Origin of the sequence: Streptomyces sp. HNM0575 (assembly GCF_012726265.1) — a bacterium.
Classification (GTDB): Bacteria; Actinomycetota; Actinomycetes; order Streptomycetales; family Streptomycetaceae; genus Streptomyces.
The window spans coordinates 133,973-158,046 of record NZ_JAASAG010000005.1; the positions used below are offsets into that span (position 1 = coordinate 133,973).

The window sequence follows — 24,074 nt, forward strand, 5'->3', positions numbered from 1 at the left end:
TCGGCTCCACCGGTACGCTGGGCAGCATGACAGGCGCCACCCGAGCAGATGAGGAACAGCGGGGCGCAGGCGGGCGTTTCCGGCGGTTCCTTGAGCGGCTGTCCTCCTCCGAGGAGGACCTGCACTCGCAGGAGCTGCGGCAGGAGGCCGACAGCAAGGGCTGCACCCGCATCGCGGCCTGCGGTGACCGTCAGGTCGTGCGGGTCACGGGTACGCTGCGCACCGTCACCCTGCGTCCGCGGGCCGGGGTGCCGACGCTGGAGGCGGAGCTGTTCGACGGGTCCGCCGCGCTGGACGTGGTCTGGCTGGGCCGTCGGGCCATCGCCGGTATCGAACCGGGCCGTGGCCTGATCGCGTGGGGGCGGATCTCGATGAACCACGGCCGCCCGGTGATGTTCAACCCGAAGTACGAGTTGCGACCCCTCGGACAGGAGTAGTGGGTGACCCCCCTCGACAAGCCGACCACGGACGGAACCGGAGCAGATCCCGGTGCAGGCTCGGAATCCGGATCCGGGACCGGGGCCGACGGAGAGGCGCCCGCCTCCCGCGCCGTGACCGAAGCCGCGCTCTTCGAAGCCTTCGGCGGTCTCCGCGGACTGGTGGAGACGACGCTTCCCGGCCTGGTCTTCATCACCATGTACACAGTCGACAAGGACATCCACGCCGCCGCCCTGACGGCTCTCGCGATCTCCGCGGTGATGGGCGTCTTCCGGCTGGTGCGCCGCGACACCGTCAAGCACGCCTTCAGCGGCGTCTTCGGAGTCGCGTTCGGCGTGCTCTTCGCGATGATGACCGGCAACGCCAAGGACTTCTATCTGCCGGGCATGTTCTACACGCTGGGCCTGGCCGTCGCGTACATCGTCACCGCCGTGGCCGGAGTGCCGCTGCTGGGGCTGGTGCTCGGGCCGGTCTTCAAGGAGAACCTGTCCTGGCGCAAGCGGAACCCGGGCCGCAAGAAGGCCTACACGAAGGCCAGTTACGCGTGGGGTCTCATCCTGCTCGGCAAGTCGGCCGTCCTCTTCCCGCTGTATCTGTGGGGGGACACGACCCGCTTCGGCTGGGTGACGGTGGCGCTGAAGATCCCGCCCTTCCTGCTCGCGGTCTATCTGACGTGGATCTTCCTGGCTAAGGCGCCCGCCCCCATCAACGTGATCGCGGAGATGGAGGCGGAGGAAGAGGCCGAGAAGGAGCGCGAGCGCCAGGAGGAGCAGAAGCAGCAGGAGCGCAGCACGCTCGACGCGATCGGCGAGGGGCTCCTCGACGACACCGGCCGCGACCTGCTCGCCGACTCCGAAGCGCTACGGGACGAGACGGGCTCCGGCCCGCAGCGCCCCGGGCCGGGCGGCTCGGGCGGGCGGCACCGCCGCTGAGCCCGCTCCCGCTCAGCCTGCCGCACCGCTGAGCCTGCTCACCGCTGCTGACGGGCCCTTCTCGGCACCCTTCTGTGTGGAGGGCCCGTCCCGTCGGTACGTGCCCGGTCCCGTACGGCCTGTTCCGGTACGGCATGCCCGTCCAGCCCGTCCCGGGGCATGGCGGTACAGGGTCGGTACAGGACCGGGACAGGGCCTAGCCCCGTACCGACAGCAGGTCCTCCAGCTGGGCCTCGCGTGCGGGTGCGGCCACGAACAGCAGCTCGTCGCCCACCTCCAGCGCGTCGTCACGGTCGGGCACCAGGACGCGGTTGCCCCGGATGATGGTGACCAGGGCCGTGTCCTCGGGCCATGTCACGTCGCCGACGCGTGTGCCGGCCAGCGCCGCCTCCGGCGGCAGCGTCAGCTCGACGAGGTTCGCGTCGCCCTGGGAGAAGCGCAGCAGCCGCACCAGGTCGCCGACGCTCACGGCCTCCTCGACGAGCGCCGACATCAGACGCGGGGTCGAGACGGCTACGTCGACGCCCCACGACTCGTTGAACAGCCATTCGTTCTTGGGGTTGTTGACGCGTGAGACGACCCTCGGGACGCCGTACTCCGTCTTGGCGAGCAGCGAGACGACCAGGTTGACCTTGTCGTCGCCGGTGGCCGCGATCACGACGTTGCAGCGCTCCAGGGCCGCCTCGTCGAGGGAGGTGATCTCGCAGGCGTCGGCCAGCAGCCACTCCGCCTGGGGCACCCGCTCCACGGAGATGGCGGTCGGAGCCTTGTCGATGAGCAGCACCTCGTGCCCGTTCTCCAGCAGCTCGCCCGCGATGGAGCGGCCCACGGCGCCCGCGCCCGCAATGGCTACCCTCATCGGCAGAGCTCCCTGTCCGCTGTGCGTGCGCCCGTCACGACCGGCCCTCCTCGGGTCCGTTCGCGAAGGCGGCCTCCACCTGGGCGATCTGATCGCAGGGCATCATCACATGCACCAGATCGCCTTCCTGAAGCACTGTCTCCGAGGTCGGCAGCATCGCCTCGCCCACTCTCGTGAGGAAGGCGACCCGGACCCCGGCCTCCTCCTGGAGCCTGCTCACCCGGTGGCCCACCCAGTCCGGCGACGTGTGCACCTCCGCGAGCTGCACCCCGCCGCTGGGGTCGCGCCACAGCGGCTCCGCCCCGGAGGGCAGCAGCCGGCGCAGCATCTGGTCGGCGGTCCAGCGCACCGTGGCGACGGTGGGGATGCCGAGGCGCTGGTAGACCTCGGCCCGCTTGGGGTCGTAGATGCGTGCCGCGACGTGCTCGATGCCGAACATCTCGCGTGCCACCCGGGCCGCGATGATGTTGGAGTTGTCGCCGCTGCTGACCGCGGCGAACGCCCCGGCCTCCTCGATCCCGGCCTCGCGCAGCGTGTCCTGGTCGAAGCCGACCCCGGACACCCGGCGCCCGCCGAAGCCCGAACCGAGGCGGCGGAAGGCCGTCGGGTCCTGGTCCACGACCGCGACGGTATGGCTCTGCTGCTCCAGCGCCTGTGCGAGCTCAGCGCCGACCCGGCCGCAGCCCATGATCACTACATGCACGCCCGTCCCTCTCGTCACATACAGCGGGCCGTCTCAGCATCGCACGGCTGACCGCATACGATCCTCCCCGTGCCAAGGATGACCCATCTACCGAAGCGACTTCTGCTCGGGCGTGCCCTGCGCAGCGACCGGCTGGGCGAAACGCTGCTGCCCAAGCGGGTAGCGCTTCCCGTCTTCGCCTCCGACCCGCTGTCGTCGGTCGCGTACGCACCGGGCGAGGTACTGCTGGTGCTGTCCGTGGCGGGGGTCTCGGCCTACCACTTCAGCCCGTGGATCGCCCTGGCGGTCGTGGTGCTGATGTTCACGGTGGTGGCCTCGTACCGGCAGAACGTGCGCGCGTACCCCTCCGGCGGCGGCGACTACGAGGTGGCCACCACCAACCTGGGCCGCCGGGCCGGGCTTACCGTCGCGAGCGCGCTGCTCGTCGACTATGTGCTGACGGTCGCGGTGTCCATCGCGTCGGGTGTGGAGAACCTCGGCTCCGCCGTGCCGTTCGTCGTGGAGCACAAAACGCTTGCGGCGGTCGCGACGATCGTGCTGCTGACGTTGATGAACCTGCGCGGTGTACGGGAGTCGGGCAAGCTCTTCGCGGTCCCCACCTACTGTTTCGTGGCGGGCGTCATGGTGATGATCCTCTGGGGCGTCATACGCGGGGCCGTGCTCGGTCAGGAGATGAGGGCGCCCACCGCGGACTTCGAGATCCACGCCGAACACAGCAGCGGGCTCACGGGGTTCGCACTCGCCTTCCTGCTGCTGCGTGCGTTCTCCTCCGGCTGTGCGGCGCTCACGGGCGTCGAGGCCATCAGCAACGGAGTGCCCGCCTTCCGCAAGCCCAAGTCCCGCAACGCCGCCACGACGCTCGCCATGATGGGCCTGATCGCGGTCGTCATGTTCTGCGGGGTGATCGTCCTGGCACTGGTCACGGGCGTGAAGATGGCGGAGGACCCGGCGACGAACCTGTTCATCCACGGCAGGCCCGCGGGCTCCGGCTACGCGCAGAATCCGGTCATCTCGCAGGTGGCCGCAGCCGTCTTCGGGGACGGCACCTTCCCCTTCATCTTCCTCGCGGCGGCCACCGCGCTCGTGCTCTTCCTCGCGGCGAACACCGCGTACAACGGCTTCCCGCTGCTGGGCTCGATCCTGGCCCAGGACCGTTACCTGCCACGGCAGTTGCACACCCGGGGCGACCGTCTGGCCTTCTCCAACGGCATCGTGCTGCTGGCCGGCGCCGCCGCGATACTGGTCGTCGTCTACAACGCGGACTCCACCCGCCTCATCCAGCTCTACATCGTCGGCGTATTTGTCTCCTTCACCCTCAGCCAGACCGGCATGGTCCGGCACTGGAACCGGCTGCTCGCCGAGGAGCGCGATCCCACCGCCCGCCGCCGCATGCACCGCTCGCGGGCCATCAACACCTTCGGGGCGTTCTGCACGGGCCTCGTGCTGGTCGTCGTGCTGATCACCAAGTTCGGGCACGGCGCCTGGGTCTCGCTGCTGGGGATGCTGCTCTTCTACGGCGTGATGACCGCCATCCGGCGCCACTACGACCTCGTCGCCGAGGAGTTGGAGGCCGACGACCCCGACGAGAAGCGCGTACGCCCTTCGCGGGTGCACTCCATCGTGCTCGTATCGAAGACGCACAAGCCGACGCTGCGCGCGCTCGCGTACGCGCGGCTGATGCGCTCCGACACCCTGGAGGCCCTCACCATCAGCGTCGACGCCGAGGAGACCGTGCAGCTGCGCAGGGAGTGGGAGGAGGCCGGGATCGATGTGCCGCTGAAGATCCTCGACTCCCCGTACCGCGAGATCACGCGCCCGGTGATCGACTACGTCAAGCGGCTGCGCAAGGAGAATCCGCGGGACGTCGTCAGCGTCTACATCCCCGAGTACGTCGTCGGCCGCTGGTACGAGCAACTGCTGCACAACCAGAGCGCGTTGCGTCTCAAGGGACGGCTGCTCTACACGCCCGGCGTCATGGTGACCTCCGTCCCCTGGCAGCTGGAGTCCTCCGAACTGGCGCGCAAGCGGCTCAGGAAGCGCGCGGAGTGGAGCGCTCCGGGCTCCGTCCGGCGGGGACCGGCGGCGCGTCCGGGAGCGGGGCGCGGAGGCGGCAACGGCAAGGGCGGCAACGGCAAGAGCGGTAACGGCAAGAGCGGTAACGGCAAGAGCGGTAACGGCAAGAGCGGCGGGGGAGCGCCCGGCGGGACGGGTGGCGACGGGCAGTAGACTGCACGGTCGCGTCGCGTACTCGCGCACGTTCACGCCGCCGTCGAGGCCCCGGGCCGCCGGGCCGCCGGCCGTCGCGCCGTCCGCGTCGCCGGCACCGGCTTCCGCCTCCACTTCCGTACCTCTGGAGCTCACCCGCCATGCCCGATGCCCCCGCAGACGCCCCCGCTCCCTCGCTCGTCGGCGAGGAGTACGAGGTCGAGATCGGCCCCGTCGCACACGGCGGGCACTGCGTGGCCCGTACGTCGGCGGGGCGGGTGCTCTTCGTACGTCACACGCTGCCCGGCGAGCGGGTCGTCGCCCGGGTCACCGAGGGACGCGAGGACTCGCGCTTCCTGCGCGCGGACGCCGTGGAGGTGCTGGAGGCCGCCAAGGACCGCATCACCGCGCCGTGTCCCTTCTCCGGTCCAGGGCGCTGCGGCGGCTGCGACTGGCAGCACGTCAAACCGGGTGCGCAGCGCCGGATGAAGGGCGAGGTGCTTTCCGAACAGCTCTGGCGGCTGGCGCAGATGACCCCGGAGGACGTCTCGTGGGACGGCACCGTCGAGCCCGCTCCGGGCGACAAGCTTCCCGCGGGCGAGGTCCCGGGGTGGCGTACGCGGGTGCAGTTCGCCGTCGACGAGGAGGGCCGTGCCGGTCTGCGCCGCCACCGCTCGCACGAGGTCGAGCCCGTCGACCACTGCCTGATCGCGGCCCCCGGCGTGGAGGAACTGGGCGTCGAACGGCGCGAGTGGCCGGGGATGGCGGGCATCGAGGCCACGGCCGCCACCGGCTCCCAGGACCGCCAGGTGGTGCTCACGCCCAGGCCCGGGGCCAGGCTTCCGCTCGTCGAACTGGACCGTCCCGTCTCGGTGTTGAGGACGGGAGAGCGCGGCGGCGACAAGGGCAGGCTGCACCGGGTGCACGGCCGGGACTTCGTACGCGAGCGTGCCGACGGCCGCACGTGGCGCGTCGGCGCCGGAGGCTTCTGGCAGGTGCATCCGCAGGCCGCGGAGCTGCTCGTGGACGCGCTGATGCGCGGACTCACGCCGCGCAAGGGCGAGATGGCGCTCGATCTGTACTGCGGCGCCGGCCTTTTCGCGGGCGCGATCGCCGACCGTGTCGGCGAGAGCGGTGCCGTGCTCGGAATCGAGTCGTCCAAGCGGGCCGTCGACGACGCCCGGCACAACTTGGCGGACTTCCCCCGGGTCCGTGTCGAGCAGGGCAAGGTCGAGTCGGTGCTGCCGCGCACGGGCATCGAGGAGGCCGACCTGGTCGTCCTGGACCCGCCGCGCGCGGGCGCGGGCAAGGAGACGGTGGGCCGCATCGCGGGGCTGGGGCCGCGCCGCGTCGGCTATGTGGCGTGCGATCCGGCCGCGCTGGCAAGGGACTTGGGCTATTTCCGCGACGCGGGGTACGTGCCGCGCTTCGTTCGGGCCTTCGACCTCTTCCCGATGACGCACCACCTGGAGTGCGTGGCGATCCTGGAGCCGGTGGCCAAGACCTCCTGAGCTGCGCTTTCACCGATGTGCATCATGCGCGTTGCGGGCGTTGTGCGCTGTCGGACGCGGCGACCGGCTGCTGGGCTAGCCTGCGGGCGTGAGCACCGGACGGGAAGGCCCACAGGCTGAGAGGTGGCTGGCGGACACCCGGGCGTCTTACGACGCCGACGCCACCGGCTACGCGGAGGAGGTGCGAAACCTCCTGGAGAGGCTGCCGGCCGAGCGGGACGTGATGGCGCTGTTCGCCGAGCGGGTGCGGGCGCTCGGCGGCGGGCTCGTCGCGGACGTGGGGTGCGGGCCCGGGAGGATCACCGCCCACCTGAGGAAGCTCGGTGTGGACGCCTTCGGTATCGATCTGTCGCCCCGGATGATCGAGGTGGCGCGGCGGGAGCATCCCGGTCTGCGGTTCGAGGTGGGGTCGATGACTCGACTCGACCTTGCGGACGGCTCGTTGGCCGCCCTGATCGCCTGGTACTCGATCATTCACGTCCCCGATGACGCGCTCGGCGCGGTCCTCGCCGGCTTCCATCGGGTGCTGCGGCCGGGCGGTCTGCTGCTGTTGGGATTCCATGTCGGCGACACGTCTCCGCCCGAGCACCAGGAGAACGCAGAGAGCCGGCCGGAGTCCTACGTCCGTCGTCGCCGGCCGAGCGAAGTCGCCGCCTGGCTCGACGAGGCCGGCTTCGAAGTCGAGGCCCACCCCACGCTCACGTCGGCAGCGCGCACGCTGGGCGTGCTGCTGGCGCACCGCCAGGGCTTGGAAGACCCTTCTTCGTAGTGGTGACGCGTGGAGGACCGACCGGACACGACACCCACGTTGAGAAGGCACCGGGGCCCGACCGGCTGCTGCCGCCGTTGTGTGAAGGGTGAACGGGGCGTTCCCGTACGGCAGATGCGGGGCCGCGGCCGGGCCCGCTGGGCGGGGGCCCGGCCGCGGTCCGGTTCAGCGGAGCGAGCTTCCGAGTTGCGCCTTCTTCGCGGGAGTGCCGAGGTCGCTCGGTCCGAAGGAGGCCGCGTTCTTCGTTGTGAGGCCCGTGCCGGTGCCGCGCAGTGACCACACGGCGCCGGAGGAGTCGTTCTCCATTGTCGAGGACACGTTGAGGTCGCGGTGCCCGTCGCCGTTGACGTCGAGAAGGGTGCAGGCCGCGCCGAACTCTTCCTTCCACTCGGCGACTCCGGGCACGCCCGGGGAGTCCTGGTCCAGTACCTGGCTGCCGGTGCCGGTGACGCCCGACTTGGAGCCGTGCAGCAGGGCGACCGCGCCCGCGCCGTGCTGCTCCCCGCTGTCCTTCTGGCTGATGCCGAGTGCGACCTCGGCACGGCCGTCGCCGGTCACGTCCGCGACCGAGACGCAGGAGCCCAGATTCTCGCCGCTCTCGGGCGGCTCACCGGGGAACCCGTCGAGGCTCTGGTTGAAGGTCTGCTTGCGGCCGGAGAGGCCGCTCTTCGAGCCGAAGACGATCGTGACCTGGTCCTCCAGGTCGCTTCCTTCGCTCGCCACCAAGTCGTCGTAGCCGTCGCCGTCCACGTCGCCCGTCTCCATGTCCTCGGCGCCGTCCTCGGGCCCCTTGGACACCTTGAAGCCGGAGGCGCTGCCGAGCAGTGCGTCACTGCTGTAGACGCCGTCTCCCTCGTAGCGCCAGAGCGCGAGGTCCTGGCGGCCGTCGCCGTTGACATCACCGACGCCGCGGGCCGTGGAGGGGCCGCTGATCGACTTGGCGCTGTTGGTGTCGCTGTCCCACTCGGACTTCTCCAGGTAGTCGAGCTTCTTGGCAGGGGTCCCGGACCGCGTGAGGGGTCCCTTCCACAGGGCCGCGGACTGCTTGACCGGCTCGTCCCCGCTCAGACCGGGGCCGCCGAGCAGGGCGAGGTCGGCCTTCTTGTCGCCGTCGAAGTCGCCGATCTGCGGCGTGATCCCGTACGAGGGGATGGCCGTGCCGCCGGTGAGGCCCTTGTCCGAGCCCCACAGGACGACGCTGCCCGCCGAGGCGTCCTGGGAACCGATGACGAGGTCGCCGTAGCCGTCGCCGTCGAGGTCTCCCTTGCTGAAGGACGCGCCGAACTGCTGCTTGCCGGCGGCCGATCCGGGCACGCCGCTTGTCGAACGGTCCACCAGCTTCTTGTGCGAGGTGTCGAGCCCGTTGGCTGAGCCGTACGTCACGGTCACGTAGCCGGCATTCGCCTTGCCGCTGACGGTTCCTCCGGGGGCGCCGCTCACCAGGTCCGCGTAGCCGTCGCCGTTCAAGTCCTCTCCCTTGTCGGACTTCTTCGCAGCCGGCTTGTTCTGCTCTCCCGAGGCGTTCGCGTTCGGCGAGGAGAGTGACCAGGCGGTCAATCCGCCGGCGGTCGCCAGCACCAAGGCGGCGGCGGATGCCGTAACACGGGCGACCCGCACCTTGCGGGGGCGCGGCTCGCTGCGGTCGGCCGGGCGTTTTACATGGCTCATGGTTCGGTTTCCTTCGGATACGGGGGGTGGTCCGGAGAAGGACGCCCGGAAGCCGCCGATCGGTTCAACTCCCGGCCGAGAAGCCGGTCCTTCCCCGGACTCCACCCGGGGACGAGCGCATCACCGCGCCCGACCCGCCACGCCGACCCGCAAGGGCGCACCAGCGCCTGTCACTTCACGTCGTTCAGTTTCTCGAAGTTCACAAGTCCGGTGTCTTCCAGGACGGTGATGTGATCGAGGACGATGGCGTTGGCCCTGGTCGCCAAGGATCGGACTATCGAGTTGCGGGTCTGGTCCCGCACCAGGCCGATGATGCCGAAGACCACGCCGTGCTGCTTCCGCAGGTGGTTGACGAGCACCTTGTCGAAGTCCTTGCCCCTGGCCTTCTCCATGTCGCCCAGGTACTCCTGCTGCGAGCCGGTCGGCTGAGTCGGGAGCGAAACCCCCATGGCCCGCCCGGCCTTGACGGCTCTCCTGTCCAACTCCGTGTGGCCTGCTACGAGATGGTCGCCGGCGATCCGTACGGACTTCGTGGTGCCCCGTTCCTGGGCGGAGCGACCAGCGGGCAGTTCCCACAATCCTGCCGAGCGCACCTTCCGGATGAAGTCACGTCCCATCGGAGTCAGCGGCCCGTACTTCGTCTTCCACGTCCCCCTTGCCGTCGTCCTGCCATCCGGCTCGGGCCTTCGCGATATTCCGGTTCCCCTCGAACCAGGGGCTCGGCATCACCAGTGCCGCCAATGTCGCTACGAGACCGATGACGACCACAACGGTGCCGATCGCTCGTCCGTTCGCCAGGAACGACCTCATCCCGCCTCCTCTTCCGCAACTGGTGCACTGTGCAAAGGACGTTGGCGATGTAGTCGGGAACGCTGCCGGGCTTCATCCGGAGTCGATAAGGACCGTGGCAGCAGCCGATCCCGTTGCGGTGCAGAACATCGGATCGCGCTCCCGGCAGATCGCCGCCCACCTCGCTGCCGTGCCGTCGATCCGGGGCGCTTCCCTGCCGCGACCCCGGGCGTCCGGCGCCGCGACCTATTTTGCATAATGCAAGGGAGTGGAAGGGGATGCGGTGAGTGGCATGGCGACAACGGCCGGCGGCAGGCGGTCGTCGGAGAAAGCACAGGACGGCCGTACGCCGGCGCCGGTCCGGACCGCTCCGTGGGGACTGATGCTGCTCGCCGTCGTGGTGGGTGCGGGGACCGGTGCGGGTTCGGTCATCTTCCGCTGGTGCGTCACGACCTTCACGCGGCTCTTCTCCGGTCACCCCGACTATGCGGCTGCTCCAGGGGCGGGCAATCCGCAAGTGCCGTGGCTCGGGGCGTACTTCGTCCTGCTGGCCCCGGTCATCGGCGGTCTCCTCTACGGGCCGCTCGTGAACCGATTCGCCAAGGAGGCACGCGGACACGGCGTGCCTGAGGTGATGCTCGCGGTCGCTCAGCGCGGTGGGCGGATCAGCCCGAAGGTCGCCGTCGTCAAGACGCTCGCCTCCGCACTGACCATCGGCTCTGGAGGCTCGGTGGGCCGCGAAGGCCCGATCGTGCAGATCGGCTCGGCGCTGGGCTCGACGGTCGGCCGCGTGACGAAGATGCCTGAGGGAAGAATGAAGCTCCTTGTCGCGTGTGGTGCTGCGGGCGGGATCGCGGCCACCTTCAACGCGCCGCTGGCCGGCGTCTTCTTCGCCATGGAGCTGGTCCTCGGCACGTTTTCCGCGGAGGCGTTCGGTGCGACCGTGCTGTCCAGCGTCACCGCGAGCGTCATGGGACGGGCGGCCTTCGGCGACAGGGCTTTCCTGAACCTGCCCGGCTTCCACGTCGATCATCTCGCTCAGTACGGCCTGTTCGCCCTGCTCGGCATGGTCGCGGCGGTGGTCGGGGTGGGATTCTCGCGCTTGCTGTATCTGATCGAGGACGCCTGTGACTGGCTCTGGCGTGGTCCGGAGTGGCTGCGCCCGGCGGTGGGCGGTCTCGTGCTCGGTCCGGTGCTGCTGGCTCTGCCGGAGATGTACGGCGTCGGGTACCCGGTGCTCCAGAAGGCGGCCGAGGGCGGATACGCGACCGGCTTCCTGCTTCTGCTACTGGTGGGCAAGATGCTGGCGACCAGCCTGACCATCGGCGCCGGTGGTTCGGGTGGGGTCTTCGCGCCCAGCCTGTTCATCGGGGCGATGCTGGGGGCCGCGTACGGCATCGGCGTCCACCACCTGCTGCCTGCTTCGGGCGGCGCCGTGGGTGCGTACGCCCTCGTCGGCATGGGCGCGGTGTTCGCCGGAGCCGCCAGGGCCCCGATCACCGCCGTGGTGATCCTCTTCGAGCTGACCGGCGAATACTCGATCATTCTTCCGCTGATGCTCGCCATCGTGCTGGCGACCGCCGGCAGCCGCCTGCTGACCCGCGACACCGTCTACACACTCAAGCTGCGCCGCCGTGGCATCGACCTCGAAAAGGCCGCCCCTGGCGCACCGGTCGGCCCCCAGCGGGTAGGCGCCGTCATGGAGCCCCTACCCGCACCACTCGCTGCGGCCGGCACACTCGCCGAGGCCGCCGACCTGCTCCCGCTCTCCGGCCACGGCGCGCTCCCGGTGATCGACGAGTCCGGGGACTACGTCGGCGTCGCCACCGCCCAGGCCGTGGCCGAGGCTCTTACGGAACGACCGGAGACCGCACCGACATCGATCGGCCAACTCGCCGAGCCGCCAGGGGCGGTCACCGCGGATCAGTCCCTCGTGCAGGCCATGCCCGTCCTGCTGTCGGCAGCCGGAACCGGCGTTCCCGTCCTCGACGCCGAATGCGGCAAGCCGATCGGCTGGCTCAGTCACCAGAGCGTCCTGCGCGCTGTGCACCGCCCGGTCGCCTGAGCAGAACTCCCCATGCGGGCAAGGAACTTGAAGCGGTCGGATGGTCGTCGCCCATGTTGCCGCCGGTGTACGAGGCTTGATTTGCACTGTGCAAGAAAGAACTGTGCAAGAAAGACGGGTCAGGCTTCGCGCGCCGGCGCAGCGTCCATGACCCAGCCGAGCGGATGCAGTTCGGGGTCGTCCAAGGCGGGGGCCGGCGGCTCTCCTCCGGCCTTGTTGAAGGCGTTGAGCGCCTCGATGAGCGCAAGCCGCTGCGTCGGACCCAGCCGCGCGACGATCTCGGCGATCTCGACGCGGCGCCGGGCCGTGACGTCCTCGACGGTGCGACGGCCTTCGTCGGTGAGTCGCAAGAGGGTCTCGCGGCGGTTGTCGGGGTTGGTCTGCTTGTGGGCGAGGCCGGCGGCGATGAGCCGGTCGACCATGCGCATGGCAGTCGACGGTGCCACCTGGAGCAGCTCCGCGAGCGCGACCAGCTTGGTGGCTCCCCGGGTGGACAGCACGACCAGCATGCGGAACTGAGCCAGCGTCACCCTTTCCTCAACCGCGGCGAGGGAGCGAGCGGAGACCGCCACCAGCAGACGGGACGCGGTCAGGACCGCCCGGGTCACCGCATCGACATCGTCCATGGTCCCCGCAGGGAGCTCGCGTTCGGCCATGTGTCCTTTCTACCGTGCCGAAGCTGCAGCCCTCTCACCCGATGGGGACGGAATCTCCTTCCGCGTGATCGTGATAGCGAAGGAGGAGCATGGCCGCGTCGTCGTGGAGCGGTCCCGCAGCATGCCGCACCAGATCCTCGCGGAGGCTCTCGAGCGCGCGGTCCGCGTCGGGTTCCTTGAGCAAGTCCGCCCGGTCGCCGAGCGGGTAGAAGGAACCGCCCGCATCCCGGGCCTCGGTGACGCCGTCGGTGTACAGCAACAGCTGTTCCCCGGGCGTGAAGCCGACCCGGTAGGGCTTCCTTCCTTCGTTGCTGTAGGCGCCCAGGCCCAGGGGAAGCGCGTACGAGGGCGGTTCCGGGAAGTCGACGGTCCCGTCCTGGCGCACGACCATGGGCGCCGGATGACCGTAGTTGAGAAGGACGGCCTCATCGTGACCGATCTCCGCGAGGACGGCGGTGACGAACTTCTCCCCCTCCAACTCCCGGGCCACGCTGCGCTCCAGCCGCTCGCCCACCACCATCAGGTCCGGCTCGTCATGTGCGGCCTCCCGGAACACGCCGAGCACGACGGCGGCGGTCTCCACCGCGCCCAGGCCCTTGCCCTGCACATCCCCCACGATCACGCGGATCCCGTGCGGTGAGGCCACCACCTCGTACAGGTCACCGCCGATGCGTGCCTCGGCGACGGCCGAGGTGTACGACACAGTCGCCCGCAGCGCGCCCGCAGTCCGCGGTACGGGCCGCAACAGCACCCTCTGAGCCACCTCCGCGATCGACCGCACGCTGGCCAGCTCCGCCTCCCGGCGGGAGCGCATCACCGCGGCAGCGATGCCTACGCCGGTGACACCCGCTACCGACACCATCGCCGTGAACCCCCGCCGCTCTTCGAAGAGTCCGTCGTACAAGCCGAGCCCGATCGACAACAGCAGTGCCACCGCGCCGATCACCGCCGTACGCCGCCATCCGCCGACCAGCCCGGAGAAGGCCGGCCCGAGGGAGACCAGCGGCAGGAACCCCACGCCCGCCCCGGCGACGACGTCCGCCGCAGCCACCACGGACATCACCGCCACCGGCATCCAGGCCAGCACCGCGGAACGGGGCGTCGGTCTCTCCACGGTCATGCGCCCTCCAGAGATGTCACAGCACGGGCGAGATACCTGAGCACTTCCGGCGCAGACTACTTCCACCTTTAGACTGTGCAAAGATCCCTGTCGGGCGGCGGCCGCTCCCGGTCGCCTTTTGCTCAACAGATATCGAGAGCTGATATATCCGTCTTCCGGGAGGCACGGATGCCCGACCGACAGACCACACCGAACCGGCCGCCCCTCCCCGTCGGTTGGCGTCGCCTCATCGCACGCCTCCCGATCGTCCTCTTCCGGTGGCGGGCAGCATGGGTCTTCGGCAACCGGCTGCTCCTGCTGCACCACAAGGGCCGCGTCACCGGCCTGGACCGCCGAGTGGTCCTCGAAGTGGTGGAGTGCGACCCCGCCGACGGCAACTGGACGATCGCATCGGGCTTCGGCCCCACGGCGGCCTGGTACCTCAACCTCCAGGCGGAACCGAGGACGACGATCCAGGTGGGCAACCGCCATCACGCCGTCACAGCACACTTCCTCCCGTCCGAGGCCGGTGCCGAGATCATGGCCCGCAACGGCCGGCGGCACCCTCGGCTTGCGCGTCGCCTGTGCGCCTTCATGGGACTTCCTGCGGACGGCACCGATGCCGGCTTCAGGACGGCGGGCCGGGCCATCCCCTTCGTACGCCTGGACGCCGACACCGACGCTCGGCTGCGGTGACCTCGCGGAACACATCGCGCGGACAACGGAGCCGAACATCCTCGATCAAGCTTTCAACAGAAGATGCCGGTACGTGTCTACCCGCCGCTTTGGAGGGCCCCGCCGGAAGCGGAGGGTACGAGGGCACGGACGCTCACGGCGGACAGCAAGGTCATCACGGTGGCCACCGCGAAGGCCGCCGTGAGGGAGTGGGAGGCCAGCAGGCCGCCCAGGGCGGTCCCGACGGGGAAACCGGACAGGTTCACGCTCATGGAGACGGTCATGACACGTCCGAGCCACCCGGGATCCGTACGACGCTGACGAAGCGAGAGCAGGCTGACATTGATCGGGCCCTCCATCAGCCCGACCAGAGCGAGCCCGGCGGCGAGCGTCAGCAGCGAACCCAGAGCGCTCAACGGGAAGATGGCGACGGCCGTGACCAGCGTCGCTCCCAGCATGTAGCGGCGCTCCACTCCTGCGTGCAGCAGCTTCCCCGCAGCCAGCGCGCCGATCGCCCCGAACAACCCTGCCACGGCCCACATCAGACCTGTGTAACGGTCGGCCGACCGGCCGTCGCCGAGCCAGGCGGCCACGGCCACCGGGACGATGACGATCAGCATGCCCGAGGCCACCTGGTACAGCGAATAGGACACAGCCAGACCACGCAGGGTGGCGTTGCGCAGCAGGTACGTGATCCCTTCGCAGGCCGAGCGCAGCAGCCGCCGCTCGCCGGACACCGGAGGGGCGAGGGCCCCGCCGCGCAGCAGCGCCAGGCTGAGCGCGGCGAGTACGTACATGCCTGCCACGCACAGCAGCGTGGGGTCGGGACCGACAAGAGGGAAGAGGACACCGGCGACGAGCGGCGCACCCACCTCGATGATCGAAAAGGTGCTCAGGTCAAGGGCGTTGGCCTTGTCGTAGGCGGTTTCCGGAACAAGGCGGGGGAAGAGGGTGCGTATGCCGCCGGTGGACAGCGGGCTGGTCAGCGAATAGAGCGTCAGCAGCACGAACAGCAGGGGGACGGTGAGCAGTCGGGAAATCGACAAGGCCGCGATGCCGCCGATGAAGACCGCGCTGCATACCATGTCGAAGCCCACCGCGCGCACGGCTCCCATCCGGTCCAGCACAGCTCCGGCGACGGGACTGATCACGAATCCCGGCAGTGCCAGGAAGAAGCCGCTCAGCCCTGCGACAGCGGCCGAGTCGAACCGGGCGATGACGTAGAGGACGATGACGTACAGCAGCATGGAATTGGCGAGCCGGGACGCGGAAGCGGCCACCAGCAGCTGCGGCACGTTGCGGGAGATGAGTACGCGTCGATAGGAAAGCGGGCGCACCGCTGCCCTCTTGGCCTGCTCATCATCGGTCGCCGTGCCGTCTCGCGCTTCCATCACCGTTCCAGTCTGCGACTCAGCCGCTCAACTGACGGTCAGATTCTGCGCGATGGTGTTCGCCGCGAAGGCGTTCACGCCGAACAGCCCGTCGGTGTAGGTGTCGTCGGTGGCGTCGATGACCGGGTCGTTGCCGTTGTCGAGATGGATGCGGATGCGGTTGCCGTTCGTGTGCACCTTCAGGTGGTGGGTGCGTCCTTCGACGATGGTCGTCTTGAAGGTCGCGATATCGCGTCCCGGGCGCCAGAGTTTGACGGCGCCGGTCGTGTCGATGTTCGCCGTGTATCCCGCTCCTGTCCCGTTCGCGCGAAAGGTGAGGCCCGTGGCGGTGCCGTTGGTGACGGTGAGGTCGCCCTGGTAGGTGAAGTCCGTGCCGGTGCGGTCGCTGAGGTAGAAGCCGTCCTGCGCGCTGCGGCCGTGCAACCCGTCGGGTTCGACGGTCCACGTACCGGCGTACGGGGTCCACCGTCCCGCGGGGAATGCCGCGAAGCCGCCTGATCCGGTGTCGAGGTTCTGCACCGTGGCGGTGCCGCCGTAGACGTGCGCTCCGAACTGCCCGTCGGTGTAGGTGTCGTCGGTGGCGTCGATGACCGGGTCGTTGCCGTTGTCGAGATGGATGCGGATGCGGTTGCCGTTCGTGTGCACCTTCAGGTGGTGGGTGCGTCCTTCGGCGATGGTCGTTTTGAAGGTCGCGATGTCGTGTCCCGGGCGCCGGAGTTTGACCGCTCCGCTGGTGTCGATGTCCGCCGTGTATCCGGCGCCCGCCTCGTCGGCGCGGAAGGTGAGACCACCGGCCCGCGCGGATTCGAGGCGGATGTCGCCCTGGTAGGTCGCGTCGCTTCCGCCCGTGGCGCTGAGGTAGAAGGCGTCACCGGAGGTGGACGCCTGCTTGCCGCCGCTGACGTCGGTCCATGCTCCGCTCACCGCGTGCCAGGGACCCTTCAGGTTGCTCTGAAGCGTGGACTGGCCGGTGCCCCAACTGCTGCCTAGGCGCCTCAGGGTCGCGCTGTCCAGCGTCACCGTCCCGCCGACGGAGAACAGCCCGATGCCCTGGCTGTCAGCGGAGGAATCGAAGAAGGCGTTGTCGGAGAGGGAGTACAGGCCGCCGTCGGCGAAAATCTCCAACTGCCCCCGGTCCACGAGGATGCGCATCGCGATTCTGCCGTCTCTCGGCTCGAGCGGCTTGCCCTGTAGCGTCCGCGCCTCGGTGTCGTAGACGACCTTGCGGTCGGCGGTTCCGTCCGGGCGAAGGTGCAACTCGAAGCCGAACTGCCTGGCCGTCGCGCCCCTGAGGTCGAACTGCGCCGTCAGTTCATAGGTGTCGGCCCTGACGCCGGCGAGGAGGTTGCCCTTCCCGGCGGTGTCGACCGTCGTGTTCTTCCAGGTCCTCATGTCCGAGGCGAGGGAGGTGAGTTCGGCGACGGGGGTGCGGGTGATGCGGGGGCCGTCGGGGCTGGTCACCAGGGCGAGCGCCGCCGGGAAGGTGGCGTTGCCCGTCCAGGTGCTGCCCTCGTTGCCGCCCTGCCAGGCGATCTGCACCGTGCGTCCGTCGGGTGTGTTGGTGAACGTCTCCGCTGCGTAGAAGCCGCCGCCCGCGTGGGTGGTGCCGAGGTCCATCAGCTGCGGCTGCTGCCAGTCGGTGGTGAAGGTCTCTCCGTCGAAGGAGCCGACGACGTACTGGCTGGACGCGGACGTCAGGATCCAGCGGCGCCGTCCCGCATCGCCGTCCAGGTCGAGCGGGTACAGGTCAGGGCACTCGAAGAGCCATGGGGCGCTGAAGCGACTGGCGAACGTCCAGTGCAGAAGGTCCGGCGAGGTGTGGACGTCCACCCCGTTGCCGCCCTGCGAGGACCACACCACCATCGCCCAGCGCTGCCGGGCCGCGTCCCAGAACACCTTCGGGTCGCGGCTCTCGTCGGGGATCTCGATGACCTTGCGGCCCTTGTCGTACTCCTGGAAGGTCCGCCCGTCGTCGTTGCTGTAGAAGACGCTCACGCCGTCGGTGTTGGAGAAGACGACGATCGGGTCGAGCGAACCGGTCTTGAGACCCGAGGTGTTGTCCCTGTCGTCGACGCCGCCGCCGGAGAAGAGCGTGCCGTGATGGACGCCGGGCTCCAGCGCGACCGGCTTCTGCGTCCAGTGGACCAGGTCGGGGCTGGTGGCGTGGCCCCAGTGCATGGTGTCCCAGGACAGGCCGTGCGGATTGTGCTGGTAGAAGAGGTGGTAGTGCCCGTTGGCGTGGACGAGGCCGTTGGGGTCGTTCATCCAGCCGGAGCGGGAGCTGAAGTGGAACCGGCCCCGGTACGGCTCGTCGTAGGCGGTCGGCGGGTAGGGGAACTCCGGGTAGTCCGGCACGCCGCCGGTGACGGCCGGTGTGCCGGCCCGTAGCGCGGCCGGCGAGACGGACACGCGGCGGGCGAAGGTCGGTGTGCCCGGCAGGAGCGCGGCCAGGGAGACGAGCAAGGCTCTTCGACGCACGTGAACCCACCCTCTGAATTAGGGCATGGACATGCCATCACGCTGGATGATGGGACTGCTCGCCCGACTCGTCAACGTATGAGACAAGCCGCATCCGGCCGCACGCACGGGATTCCGTCCGCAGGTAGTTACATCTGCTTGATTAACCTATGGTTAGCACCCATGAAGAAAGTGCCAACGGGGGCGGGGCCGAGGTCCGGCGATGCCGCGGAGGTGGCGGCCGCGCTGCGGCTGGTCGTCGGGCGCATCGCCCGCCGCGTGCGACAGGCCCACAGCGTGGGGGAGTTGACGCTCTCCGAGGTCTCCGTGCTCGCGCGGCTGGACCGGGACGGTGCCGCGTCACCGGGCTCGCTCGCCGAACTGGAGCGGGTGCGTCCGCAGGCCGTGGCCTCCACGCTCGCCGCGCTGGAGGAGCGGGGCCTGGTGGTCCGGCGGCAGGACGCAGCCGACGGGCGACGGGCCGCCATGTCCGTGACCGAATCGGGGCGAGGGCTGCTGGCCGACCGCCGGTCGGAATCCGTACGGCTGCTGACCGACGCGATCGAGGAGGAGCTCACGCCCTCCGAGCGCCGGACGCTGCACTCGGTGCTGCCGCTCCTGGAACGCCTGGCGGAACAGCTGTGACGACGGGACGGCCCAACGGGCCCGGCGCTTCGGGCACTTCGAGTCCCTCCGGCTCCGCGGGCGCCTCCGGGCCCGCCCCGGTGGACGGGCGCTACAAGTGGGTCGCGCTGTCCAATACGACGCTGGGCGTGCTGATCGCGGCCATGGACGGCTCGATCGTGATCATCTCCCTGCCGGCGATCTTCCGCGGCATCGGCCTCGACCCGCTGCTGCCCGCCAACATCGGCTATCTGCTGTGGATGATCCTGGGATACCTGCTGGTCTCCGCGGTGCTCGTCGTCGTGCTCGGGAGGCTCGGCGACATGTACGGGCGCGTGCGGATGTACAACATGGGCTTCGCGATCTTCGCGTGCGCGTCGCTGGCCCTCTCCCTCGATCCGCTGCGCGGCGGGGGAGGCGCCCTGTGGCTCATCGGGTTCCGCGTCGTGCAGGCCTTCGGCGGCTCGATGCTCACCGCGAACTCGGCGGCGATCCTGACCGACGCCTTTCCGGCCCGCCAGCGCGGCATGGCCCTCGGCGTCAACCAGATCACCGCGCTGGCGGGCCAGTTCCTCGGGCTGCTCGCCGGAGGACTGCTGGCGACCGTCCACTGGCGCGCGGTGTTCTGGATCAGCGTCCCGATCGGGGTGGTCGGCACCTTCTGGTCGTACCGCAGTCTGCGGGAGACCGGCTCGCGCAGGCCGGGCCGCATCGACTGGATCGGCAACCTCACCTTCACCGTGGGGGCCGGCGGGCTGCTGGCCGCCATCACCTACGGGATCCAGCCCTACGGCGGCCACTCCACGGGCTGGACCAACCCCTGGGTGCTGGGCGGACTCGCTGCCGGCGTGGGGCTGCTCGCACTGTTCTGCGTCGCCGAGAACCGGGTCGCCGAACCGATGTTCCAGCTCGGGCTGTTCCGCGTCCGCGCGTTCGCCGCCGGCAATCTGGCGGCCCTGCTCACCGCGATCGCCCGCGGCGGCATGCAGTTCATGCTGATCATCTGGTTGCAGGGGATATGGCTGCCGTTGCACGGCTACGAGTTCGAGAGCACGCCGCTGTGGGCCGGGATCTTCATGCTGCCCCTGACGGTCGGGTTCCTGATCGCCGGGCCGCTCTCCGGTCATCTCTCGGACCGCTTCGGGGCGCGGCTGTTCTCCACCACCGGACTGCTGCTGGTGGCCGCCGCGTTCGTCGGCCTCCTCGCGATGCCGGTGAACTTCGCGTACCCGGCGTTCGCGGGTCTGCTGCTGCTCAGCGGGCTGGGCCAGGGCATGTTCTCCGCCCCCAACACCTCCGCGATCATGGGCAGCGTCGCACCGGAGCAGCGGGGGGTCGCCTCCGGCATGCGCTCGACGTTCCAGAACTCGGGCACCGCGCTGTCCATCGGGCTCTTCTTCTCGCTGATGATCTCGGGTCTGGCCGGCTCGCTGCCCGGGGCCCTGGAGAGCGGTCTGCGCTCGCACGGCGTGCCCGCGGGCACGGCCGGTCACGTGGCCGAACTGCCCCCGGTGAGCACGCTGTTCGCCACCTTCCTCGGCCACAACCCGATCGGGCATCTCCTCGGGCCCAGCGGCGTGCTGGAGCGGCTGCCCGAGCACGCGGTGCGGACCCTGACGGGCACCCGCTTCTTCCCCGAACTCGTCTCCGGAGCCTTCCACCACGGGCTCGTCACGGTCTTCAGCGCGGCCACCGCGATGGCTCTCGTCGCCGCGCTCGCCTCCGGGCTGCGTGGACGCCGCGGCGCGGAGCCGTACGGCAAGGAGCCGTACGGCAAGAGTCCGTACAGCAAGGGGCCCGGTGGGAAAGGCCCCGGTGGTAAGGGCCCCGGCGGCGAGGGGCCGGGCGTCACGGATCCGGACGGCGAGGGGCCGGGCAGCAAGGACTCGTACGGCGAGGACTCGTACGGCAAGGACTCGTATGGCGAGGACTCGTACGGCAAGGGTTCCGGCGGTGACGGGGCTCCCGCCCGGTCCGGCGGGAACGACACCACGAAAGGACAGCAGGAATGGCCAAGAGCGCCCTTCTCGTAATGGACGTGCAGCAGGGCATCGTGGACCGCATCGGAGGGGACGGCGACGGCGGCTACCTCGGCGGGCTGCGCCGGGCCACGGACGCGGCACGCCGCTCCGGGATCCAGGTGATCCACGTCGTCATCGGGTTCCGTGCGGGCCACCCCGAAGTGAGCCCGCGTAACGCGTCGTTCAGCGCGATCGCCCGAAGCGGTGGCGGCGGCTTCGCCGAGGGCGACCCGGGCGCGGAGATCCACCCGGACGTCGCGCCGGTGGCGGGCGACATCGTCGTCACCAAGAAGCGGGTCAGCGCCTTCGCGGGCAGCGACCTCGACGTGGTGCTCAGGGCCGGGGGCATCGACGGTCTCGTCCTCACGGGCATCGCCACCAGCGGTGTCGTGCTCTCCACCCTGCGCCAGGCCGCGGACCTGGACTTCGCGCTCACCGTTCTCGCCGACGGCTGCCTGGACGGCGACGAGGAGGTCCACCGCGTGCTCACGGAGCGGGTGTTCCCCAGGCAGGCGGAGGTGACCACCGTCGACGAGTGGGTGGCCGCGACGGAGAAGGCGGGCGCGGATCCGTCGGCGTCACATCCCTGACACCGGCGGTGAACTGTCCGTCGCCACCAGGACCGTGAACGGCACCAGGTCGGCGACTCCGAGGCAGAGCCCCGCCGCCACTATTCGGAATGCCGGTTGAGCGCCCGCCGTCGATTCGGTCGACACCGTTGTGAGAGGCGGTAGTTGGCGCGTCTGCGCATCCGCGCGTCTGCGCGTCTGCGCGTCTGCACATCCGTCCGTTTGTGACGCCTGCGGGTGCGTGTGGGTGCGCGGGTGCGCGCGTGACGGGGGCGCGCGTGACGGGGCGCGCGGGCCCGCCCGTCGGCAGGCCGCCGTAGAGCCGTGTTTTCCCTCGGGTTCGTGCATGCGTCCGCGTCAAGTGGTGACGCGTGCTGACGGACGGATCGGGCGGGCCCTGCGTACGGACCGGATCGCTTTCCCTAGGGTGACGTGCAGGAGCGCCGTGATCGGAGGTGAAGCGGTGCGCAGAGAGCACGGCCGGGGCGAGGGCCCGGACGACGGTCCCGAGTACGGCCGGGACGCGGAGGAGGGAGGCAACTCGGCGGCGCCGGCGGAGAGTTCCGTCTCCGTCTCGGAGATCACCGCGGAGCTTCGCAGCGGCCCTCTGGAGCAGCTTCCCGCCCGGCTGTGCGCGGCCTGCGTACGGGTGCTGCCGGTGGCCGGTGCCTCGATCTCCGTACTCGGCGGCAGCGGTGCTCGCGTGACGCTCTCGGCCAGCGACGAGTCGGCCGCCCGGCTCGCCGAGATCCAGTACAGCCTCGGTGAGGGGCTCTGCCGGCAGGCGATCGAGCTGCGCGCGCCGGTCTCGGCGAGCGATCTCACCCAGGGCCGGGACGTACACCGCTGGCCGCTGTTCGCGCGGCAGGCGGTCGCGGCCGGAGCCGACTGCGTCTTCTCGATCCCGCTGGACATGGCCGGGAGCGTCATGGGGACGCTGGATCTCTACGGCGCTTCTCCCAGAGCGCTGCCCGGCGACGCCATGCGTCTCGCGCTGCGCGCCGGGGACGCCGTCGCCCTGGCGCTCTCGGTGTCGCACCTCAGGCAGCCGGACGCGGCGGACCCGGGCCCGGCCTGGGTGACAGAGCCCGAGGCCGGCCATGAGGAGGTCTTCAAGGCCACCGGAATGCTCATGGTCCGGCTCGGCGTCGACGCCGACACCGCCATGGCCAGGCTCCGCGGGCGCGCCTTCGCACTGGACAGGACGGTCACCGAGGTGGCCAGGGACGTCATCGACCGCACGGACGACTTCGGTATCCGGTGACCAGGGCTCGCGGTTGCGCTTGCGGAAGGCGGATCATGAGCCGTGAGCAGCAGGTGAGCCGAGCGTTCGTGGCCATGGCCGGCACTGCCGCGGAGGACCTCACGGGCCCCTGCATGGAGTGCTACCAGCGGAACCGTCCCTTGGACGTGCCCCGGCCGGAAGAGGTCCTCACCCGCCTTCAGAGCGCGCTCGCGTTCAAGGCGACGCTGGAGGCGGCGCTGGCCGCGATTCGCGGGCCGCGCCCGCGAGTTGGGCATCCACTCCATGCTGTGCTGCCAGTTCCCCGGCGAACCCGGCATACATGCCGCGCTCAACATCCACGGCAAGCGGCGGCATGTCTTCGACTCCCTCGCCATCGAGACGGCCACGGTCTTCGCCGCGCATGCGCCACGGCATCGGCTCACGGGAGGCGTTCGAGATGCTCGTGAAGGTCTCCCAGCACACCAATGTCAAACTACGGGACGTGGCCTCCGACTTCGTGAGCACCCGAAAGCTTCCGGCGACCTGAGCGGGGGGCGGGGGCGGGCGCCGCGAACGCCGTAGGTAGTGACGGCTGTTGACCACTGACGGATGGGCTCAAAGGGGGGTTTGGATGAGTGACGACGGGAGTTTGGACCGCGTAGCGTCAAGCTTTCTGTATTTCCTGAGTACTCGGAATGATCACTGGCGGGGGAGCATGTGGAGGGCCGTGCATGTTCCAGCGGAAGACATGCGGGTGGCTGCACTCTTCAATGCCTCGTTCGACCATGAACGAGCCGGGCAGATTGCGGATTCCTGGGGTTTCGAGGTTCTGGGCACAAAGAAGATCGGCAGTCGCCACTACTGGAATGTCCGCCGTACAGACGCACCGCCCGCGGCGGACATCATCGGCGGTCCCAGGCGAGACCTGGTGCGGGCGAATCCGAAGGCGCAGGAAGAGGCCAGGAAGGTTCTGCAAGAGACCGGCGTAGATGTTCTCGATGCCGACGAGTGCTACCGGATCGAAGAGCAAGCGAGCAAGTGGCAGGCCGCTGCTGTCAGCGGAGCGTGGAACACATCGTGGCTTGCAGCGATCGGTCTGTTTCTCGCCTACTGGGGAATCTTCTTCAGCGCCACCCTTCCTGTGTCCATCCCGTTGTTCGTCCTCGCGGCCGCTTCTCTTTACGGGGCGACTCGCAGCTTTATTCGCAGGACGCGCAACAAGAGGGAGTTCACGAACAAGCACCTCGCCAATGTCGAAGCCATCCGGCGCGTGGTGCGCGTAGCGGAGGACGAGCTGCTCGCAGGCTGGCGGCCGAGTCGGCTCACGAAGTAGGGAACGGGCGGCTCGCCCCCTCCAACCCACCGCAGGGCCGCGCCTCTCCGGGCCGATGAGCGGCCGTGGTCGGCCGGGCGGAGAG

Annotated in this window: 22 protein-coding genes; 13 read left to right on the forward strand and 9 right to left on the reverse strand. The window is 69.8% G+C overall.

Going from position 1 to position 24,074, the window contains the following annotated elements; all coding sequences use genetic code 11:
* Window positions 1-26 precede the first annotated feature (26 nt).
* Together HCC61_RS14235 and HCC61_RS14240 are read left to right on the forward strand one after the other, a co-directional pair.
* Window positions 27-437 carry an OB-fold nucleic acid binding domain-containing protein gene (locus HCC61_RS14235; protein WP_169135805.1) on the forward strand — a complete coding sequence of 137 codons (411 nt, stop codon included), beginning with the start codon at window positions 27-29 and terminating at the stop codon, window positions 435-437.
* 3 nt (window positions 438-440) lie between these two features.
* Window positions 441-1,370 carry a DUF3159 domain-containing protein gene (locus tag HCC61_RS14240; protein WP_169135806.1) on the forward strand — a complete coding sequence of 310 codons (930 nt, stop codon included), beginning with the start codon at window positions 441-443 and terminating at the stop codon, window positions 1,368-1,370.
* A 196-nt stretch (window positions 1,371-1,566) separates the two neighbouring features.
* Here the strand turns inward: HCC61_RS14240 and HCC61_RS14245 are convergent, their stop codons facing one another.
* Together HCC61_RS14245 and HCC61_RS14250 are read right to left on the reverse strand one after the other, a co-directional pair.
* Window positions 1,567-2,229: a TrkA family potassium uptake protein gene (locus HCC61_RS14245; RefSeq protein WP_169135807.1), complete on the reverse strand. Its 663-nt coding sequence runs from the start codon at window positions 2,227-2,229 to the stop codon at window positions 1,567-1,569.
* Window positions 2,230-2,263: 34 nt separating this feature from the next.
* On the reverse strand, window positions 2,264-2,932 hold the full coding sequence (locus HCC61_RS14250) for a TrkA family potassium uptake protein (RefSeq protein ID WP_169135808.1): 669 nt from the start codon (window positions 2,930-2,932) through the stop codon (window positions 2,264-2,266).
* Between the two features lie 69 nt (window positions 2,933-3,001).
* On the opposite strand from HCC61_RS14250, the gene HCC61_RS14255 reads away from it, so the two are divergent.
* The 3 genes from HCC61_RS14255 to HCC61_RS14265 all read left to right on the forward strand — a co-directional run bounded on the left by HCC61_RS14255 (window position 3,002) and on the right by HCC61_RS14265 (window position 7,417).
* The gene (locus HCC61_RS14255) at window positions 3,002-5,158 is read left to right on the forward strand and encodes an APC family permease (protein WP_169135809.1); all 2,157 of its coding nucleotides are present in this window, start codon (window positions 3,002-3,004) and stop codon (window positions 5,156-5,158) included.
* Between the two features lie 140 nt (window positions 5,159-5,298).
* Window positions 5,299-6,648, forward strand: coding sequence for a class I SAM-dependent RNA methyltransferase (locus tag HCC61_RS14260; RefSeq protein WP_169135810.1), 1,350 nt, complete (start codon window positions 5,299-5,301; stop codon window positions 6,646-6,648).
* Between the two features lie 88 nt (window positions 6,649-6,736).
* Window positions 6,737-7,417, forward strand: coding sequence for a class I SAM-dependent methyltransferase (locus HCC61_RS14265; protein ID WP_169135811.1), 681 nt, complete (start codon window positions 6,737-6,739; stop codon window positions 7,415-7,417).
* Window positions 7,418-7,582: 165 nt separating this feature from the next.
* Here the strand turns inward: HCC61_RS14265 and HCC61_RS14270 are convergent, their stop codons facing one another.
* The 3 genes from HCC61_RS14270 to HCC61_RS30700 form a co-directional block, all read right to left on the reverse strand.
* A complete protein-coding gene (locus HCC61_RS14270; protein ID WP_169135812.1) occupies window positions 7,583-9,085 on the reverse strand; it encodes an FG-GAP repeat protein in 1,503 nt (500 codons plus the stop codon).
* A 170-nt stretch (window positions 9,086-9,255) separates the two neighbouring features.
* Entirely contained in the window at window positions 9,256-9,702 is a 447-nt protein-coding gene (locus tag HCC61_RS14275; protein WP_240968980.1) for a DUF4142 domain-containing protein, read from the reverse strand.
* Window positions 9,692-9,895 carry a hypothetical protein gene (locus HCC61_RS30700; RefSeq protein WP_240968981.1) on the reverse strand — a complete coding sequence of 68 codons (204 nt, stop codon included), beginning with the start codon at window positions 9,893-9,895 and terminating at the stop codon, window positions 9,692-9,694. Before HCC61_RS30700 ends, HCC61_RS14275 begins: the two co-directional genes overlap by 11 nt.
* Window positions 9,896-10,256: 361 nt before the next feature.
* Here HCC61_RS30700 and HCC61_RS14280 point away from each other — a divergent pair, with 361 nt between their 5' ends.
* Window positions 10,257-11,939, forward strand: a complete 1,683-nt coding sequence (locus tag HCC61_RS14280) for a chloride channel protein (RefSeq protein ID WP_169136038.1) — start codon at window positions 10,257-10,259, stop codon at window positions 11,937-11,939.
* A gap of 119 nt (window positions 11,940-12,058) precedes the next feature.
* Here the strand turns inward: HCC61_RS14280 and HCC61_RS14285 are convergent, their stop codons facing one another.
* On the reverse strand, window positions 12,059-12,595 hold the full coding sequence (locus HCC61_RS14285; RefSeq protein ID WP_169135813.1) for a MarR family transcriptional regulator: 537 nt from the start codon (window positions 12,593-12,595) through the stop codon (window positions 12,059-12,061).
* Window positions 12,596-12,629: 34 nt separating this feature from the next.
* Window positions 12,630-13,715, reverse strand: a complete 1,086-nt coding sequence (locus tag HCC61_RS14290; protein WP_169135814.1) for a PP2C family protein-serine/threonine phosphatase — start codon at window positions 13,713-13,715, stop codon at window positions 12,630-12,632.
* Between the two features lie 168 nt (window positions 13,716-13,883).
* Between HCC61_RS14290 and HCC61_RS14295 the strand changes: the two genes are divergently transcribed.
* Window positions 13,884-14,390, forward strand: coding sequence for a nitroreductase family deazaflavin-dependent oxidoreductase (locus HCC61_RS14295; RefSeq protein WP_169135815.1), 507 nt, complete (start codon window positions 13,884-13,886; stop codon window positions 14,388-14,390).
* Between the two features lie 77 nt (window positions 14,391-14,467).
* Here HCC61_RS14295 and HCC61_RS14300 read toward each other — a convergent pair whose 3' ends face one another.
* The gene (locus HCC61_RS14300) at window positions 14,468-15,760 is read right to left on the reverse strand and encodes an MFS transporter (protein WP_240969002.1); all 1,293 of its coding nucleotides are present in this window, start codon (window positions 15,758-15,760) and stop codon (window positions 14,468-14,470) included.
* Window positions 15,761-15,787: 27 nt separating this feature from the next.
* On the reverse strand, window positions 15,788-18,238 hold the full coding sequence (locus tag HCC61_RS14305) for a glycoside hydrolase family 32 protein (protein ID WP_169135817.1): 2,451 nt from the start codon (window positions 18,236-18,238) through the stop codon (window positions 15,788-15,790).
* 162 nt (window positions 18,239-18,400) lie between these two features.
* Between HCC61_RS14305 and HCC61_RS14310 the strand changes: the two genes are divergently transcribed.
* The 6 genes from HCC61_RS14310 to HCC61_RS14335 all read left to right on the forward strand — a co-directional run bounded on the left by HCC61_RS14310 (window position 18,401) and on the right by HCC61_RS14335 (window position 23,989).
* A complete protein-coding gene (locus HCC61_RS14310) occupies window positions 18,401-18,862 on the forward strand; it encodes a MarR family transcriptional regulator (protein ID WP_169135818.1) in 462 nt (153 codons plus the stop codon).
* Window positions 18,863-18,942: 80 nt separating this feature from the next.
* Entirely contained in the window at window positions 18,943-20,874 is a 1,932-nt protein-coding gene (locus HCC61_RS14315) for an MFS transporter (RefSeq protein ID WP_346777220.1), read from the forward strand.
* Window positions 20,850-21,452, forward strand: coding sequence for an isochorismatase family cysteine hydrolase (locus tag HCC61_RS14320; RefSeq protein ID WP_169135819.1), 603 nt, complete (start codon window positions 20,850-20,852; stop codon window positions 21,450-21,452). Before HCC61_RS14315 ends, HCC61_RS14320 begins: the two co-directional genes overlap by 25 nt.
* Window positions 21,453-21,876: 424 nt before the next feature.
* Window positions 21,877-22,695 (forward strand): GAF and ANTAR domain-containing protein, encoded by an 819-nt coding sequence (locus HCC61_RS14325; RefSeq protein ID WP_169135820.1) that lies wholly within the window; start codon window positions 21,877-21,879, stop codon window positions 22,693-22,695.
* Window positions 22,696-23,077: 382 nt separating this feature from the next.
* Entirely contained in the window at window positions 23,078-23,203 is a 126-nt protein-coding gene (locus HCC61_RS30205) for an ANTAR domain-containing protein (RefSeq protein ID WP_206322493.1), read from the forward strand.
* Between the two features lie 180 nt (window positions 23,204-23,383).
* The gene (locus HCC61_RS14335) at window positions 23,384-23,989 is read left to right on the forward strand and encodes a hypothetical protein (RefSeq protein WP_169135822.1); all 606 of its coding nucleotides are present in this window, start codon (window positions 23,384-23,386) and stop codon (window positions 23,987-23,989) included.
* Window positions 23,990-24,074: the final 85 nt, after the last annotated feature.